Source organism: Mesorhizobium sp. M4B.F.Ca.ET.089.01.1.1, assembly GCF_004022605.1.
Taxonomy (GTDB): domain Bacteria; phylum Pseudomonadota; class Alphaproteobacteria; order Rhizobiales; family Rhizobiaceae; genus Mesorhizobium; species Mesorhizobium abyssinicae.
In genome coordinates this window covers 1-3,735 of the sequence record NZ_RZOS01000504.1, presented here as the reverse complement: position 1 = coordinate 3,735, position 3,735 = coordinate 1, and the positions used below count along the sequence as shown (strand labels likewise).

Sequence of the window (3,735 nt, the reverse complement as noted above, 5' to 3'; positions counted from 1 at the left end):
GCAGCACTCTCCTCGCCTTCGGCGACCGCGATCATCAGCTTGGCGGCCTCGGTCGCCAGCGGTCCGCGCTCGGCGATCTTTTCTCCCCATGTCCTGGCCTCGGCGAGCGCCTTGCCGGTCTCGACGACGCGGTCGACAACGCCGAGCGCAAGCGCTTCGCTAGCCAGCAGGACTTCGCCTCCGATGGCCATGCGCCGCACCGTCTGCGCGCCGAAGCGGCGCACGGCGCGCTGCGTGCCGGACCAGCCGGGGACGACGCCGATCGAGGTTTCGGGAAAGCCGAGCTTCACCTGCGTCTCCGCGACGCGGAAATCGCAGGCCACCGCCAGCTCCAGCCCGCCGCCCAGCGCATGGCCGGACAGCGCCGCGATGGTCGGCTGCCGGAGCCGCGCCAGCCGGTCGAAGACACGGTGGCCATAGCGCACCCATTGCACCTGGAAATCGGCGGCGCTCAATTGTGCCCAGGCCTCGACGTCGCCGCCGGCGCAAAAGCCCTTGCCTTCGCCACGGACGAGCACGACACGCACGCCCTCAGCCAGCTCCGCCTCGTCGAGCGCCGCTTCGAGCGCGCGCAGCATCGGAATGTCCAGCGCGTTGAACTTTTCCGGCCGGCGCAGCGTGACGATGCCGATGGCGCCGTCCTGTTCGAAGCTGACGAGACGATCAGCCATGCGCGCCTCCGAGCGAAGCGCCGCCGTTCAGCGACAGGCCGATCGGCCGATCCTGGTAGAGCGACGCCGACGTCACCTTGAGGTCATTGGCAATGCCGAGCGGAATGTCGGCCTGCGCCAAGACATCGCGTTCCAGGTCGATGCCGGGCGCCAGCTCGGTCACCATCAACCCGTCGGGCGTCAGCTTCATCACGCAGCGCTCGGTGACATAGGTGATGTCCTGCCCTTGCGCGACCGCGCGCTTGCCGGAGAAGGAGATGTGCTCGACCTCTTCGACGACCTTCTTGACCTTGCCTTCCTGGTCGATGCGGATGCCGCCGTCGGCCAGCGACAGCTTGGCGCCGGCGTTGAAGAAGCCGGAGAAGACGATCTTCTTCGCCCGCGAGGTGATGTCGACGAAGCCGCCGGCGCCGGCGGTGACATGCGGCCGCGCCGAAAGTTTCGAGACATTGACCGAGCCATGGCGGTCGATCTGCAGGAAGGACAAGAGCGAGGCGTCGAAGCCGCCGGCCTGGAAGTAGATGAACTGGTGCGGCGAGGGCATGATCGCCTCGGCATTGGAGGCGCAGCCAAACTTGAAGTCGAGCAGCGGCACGCCGCCTACAGCGCCCTGCTCGATCACCCAGGTGACCTTGCCGTGCTGGCCTTCCTCCAGAAGGATGCGCGGCACGTTGGCGGAGATGCCGAAGCCGATGTTGACGGCCATGCCGTCGCGCAACTCCATGGCGACGCGGCGCGCGATCACCTTCTGGACGTTCATCTCCGCGTTGCGGAAGGTCGACAGCGGCCGGAAGATCTCGCCGGAGATCGCCGGATCGTAAGGGGTCAGCGTCGTCTGCAACTGGTCGGGCGCGACGACGATGTGGTCGACGAGCACCCCAGGCACACGGACGTCGTGCGGCTTCAGCGTGCCGTTCTCGACGACGCGTTTGACCTGCGCGATGACGACGCCGCCATTGTTGCGGGCGGCGAGAGCCTGCTCCAGCCCGCCGAGATAGGCGCCTTCGTGCTCATAGGTGAGGTTGCCGCGCTCGTCGGCGGTGGTGGCGCGGATGATCGAGACGTTGGGAACGATGGCGCGGAAATAGAGCCATTCCTCGCCGTCGAACTGCTGCACCGATACGATCGGCTCGCTGGCCGCCGCGTTCATGGCGCAGCCCTGGTGGCGGGGGTCGGCGAAGGTGTCGAGACCGACCTTGGTCAGCACCCCCGGCCGCTTGGCGGCGGCCTCGCGGTGCATGTCGAACAGGATGCCGGACGGCACATTGTAGGCCGCGACCGAATTGTCGCCGATCATCTTCCAGATCTGCGGCGGCTCGGCGGATGACGGGCCGGAAGGGTAGGAGCCGCAAAGCGTGCGCTTCAACAGGCCGGGTTTCGCCAGATGATCGATGCCCTTGATGCCGTACATGTCGCCTGCGGCGATCGGGTGCAGCGTGGTGATGGCCTTCGGGTGGGCTTCGGCATCGAAGCGCTCGCCGATCGCGGCAAGCACGGCATCCGGGCAGCCGAGGCCGCTCGATGACGACACCGACACGACCATGCCGTCCTTGATCAGGCTGGCAGCTTGCGCCGCGGAAATGACCTTGCTCACGCCGCGCTCCCGAGTTTCGGATCGATGGTGACGGCCTTGCCCGATTTGGCCGATTGCAGCGCGGCTTCAGCCGCTGCCAGCGACCAGACGCCGTCCTCTCCGGTGGCGGAAGGCCGGCCTTCGCCGCGGATCGCGGCATGGAACTGGCGCAGCGAGCGCGCGTAGAGGTCCTTGCGGTCGAAGCTCAGCTCTTCCTCGCCGGCGCCCGTGCGTAACAGCACCGAGCCGACCGGCTTCTGGGTCATGACATTGGTGGCGAACAGCGAACCTTCGGAGCCGTGCACCTCGAAGCCGGTGCCGGCGAATTTCGTCGTGAAGCCCTCATGCGACTGGGCGATGACGCCTGATTTGAAGCGCCAGATGCACATGGCGCCGTCCTCCAGCCCGCCGCCGGCCATGCCGGTGCTTTGCGTGAAGGCGGAAATCTCGACCGGATCGTCGCCGAGCACGAAGCGCAGCGTGTCGGCATCGTGCACTGTGATGTCGAGCACCACGCCGCCGCCAGCCTCGGGCTTGCTGATGCGCCAGCCCTGGAGGCTCTCCGGCAGGTAGACGGAATGGAAGACGCGCGCGGCGACTGGCTTGCCGATCCTGCCGGCGGCGATCGCCTCGCGCATGGCGCGATGCGCGCCGGCATTGCGCAGATGATGGTTGGTGCCGAGCACGACACCGGCAGCGTTGGCCGCCGCCACCATCTTCCTGGCATCGGCGCTGGTCAGCGCCAGCGGCTTCTCGCACAGCACATGCTTGCCCGCCTCGATCGCGGCAAGCGCTTGTTCAAGATGCAACTCGTTGGTGGTCGAGATGTAGACGGCGTCGACGCCGGCGCCGAGCAGATCATCGAGTGTCGAGACGCTGCGCGGAATGCCGTTCTCGCCGGCATAGGTGCTGGCGCGCTCGGGGCTGGAACTCATCACCGCAACGACCTCGCCATCGCCCTGCGCGCGGATGGCGTTGATCATGAACTGCCTGGCGATCGTGCTGGCGCCGATCAGTCCCCACCTGACGGTCATGCCGCGTCTCCCATTCCCGGACGGCGCGGGCGGTCCGGCCCGCAGCTTTCCCTGACCACCAGGTTGACCGCGCCGATGTGGTCCTCGGCGCGGGTGGTGCGCGACTGGATCATCTTCAGCATGGCATGGGCGGCGCGCTCGCCGAGGCCGGCCGCGTCGACCGCGACGCTGGTCAGCGCGGGCATGTAGTGTTCGGCCTCGGTCACGTCGTCGAAGCCGACGACGGCGAAATCCGCGCCGGGCTCCAGTCCGTGCTTGCGCAGCGCCAGCATGGCGCCGAAGGCGACCGCGTCGTTGAAGCAAAGCGCGGCCGTCGGCGGCTCGGCCATGGCAATGGCGGTATCCAGGCAAGCGATGCCGCCCTTGCGGCTGGTCTCACCTTCGAAGACCAGCGTGTCGGCGGCGGCAATGCCCAGCGTCGCGCAGGCCTCGCGGAAACCGCCGAGCCGCTCGTGAT

General features: G+C 67.8%; 4 protein-coding genes. All 4 read right to left on the bottom strand.

The window, feature by feature from the left end:
• On the bottom strand, positions 1–671 hold a 671-nt coding region (locus EN780_RS29485; RefSeq protein ID WP_133372763.1), incomplete at its 3' end, for an enoyl-CoA hydratase/isomerase family protein.
• A complete protein-coding gene (locus tag EN780_RS29480; RefSeq protein WP_128276050.1) occupies positions 664–2,265 on the bottom strand; it encodes an acyl CoA:acetate/3-ketoacid CoA transferase in 1,602 nt (533 codons plus the stop codon). The genes EN780_RS29480 and EN780_RS29485, both read right to left, overlap by 8 nt.
• Positions 2,262–3,278, bottom strand: coding sequence for a Gfo/Idh/MocA family oxidoreductase (locus EN780_RS29475; RefSeq protein WP_128276049.1), 1,017 nt, complete (start codon positions 3,276–3,278; stop codon positions 2,262–2,264). Before EN780_RS29475 ends, EN780_RS29480 begins: the two co-directional genes overlap by 4 nt.
• A partial coding sequence (locus EN780_RS29470) for a substrate-binding domain-containing protein (protein ID WP_189556834.1) occupies positions 3,275–3,735 on the bottom strand: 461 nt, incomplete at its 5' end. The genes EN780_RS29470 and EN780_RS29475, both read right to left, overlap by 4 nt.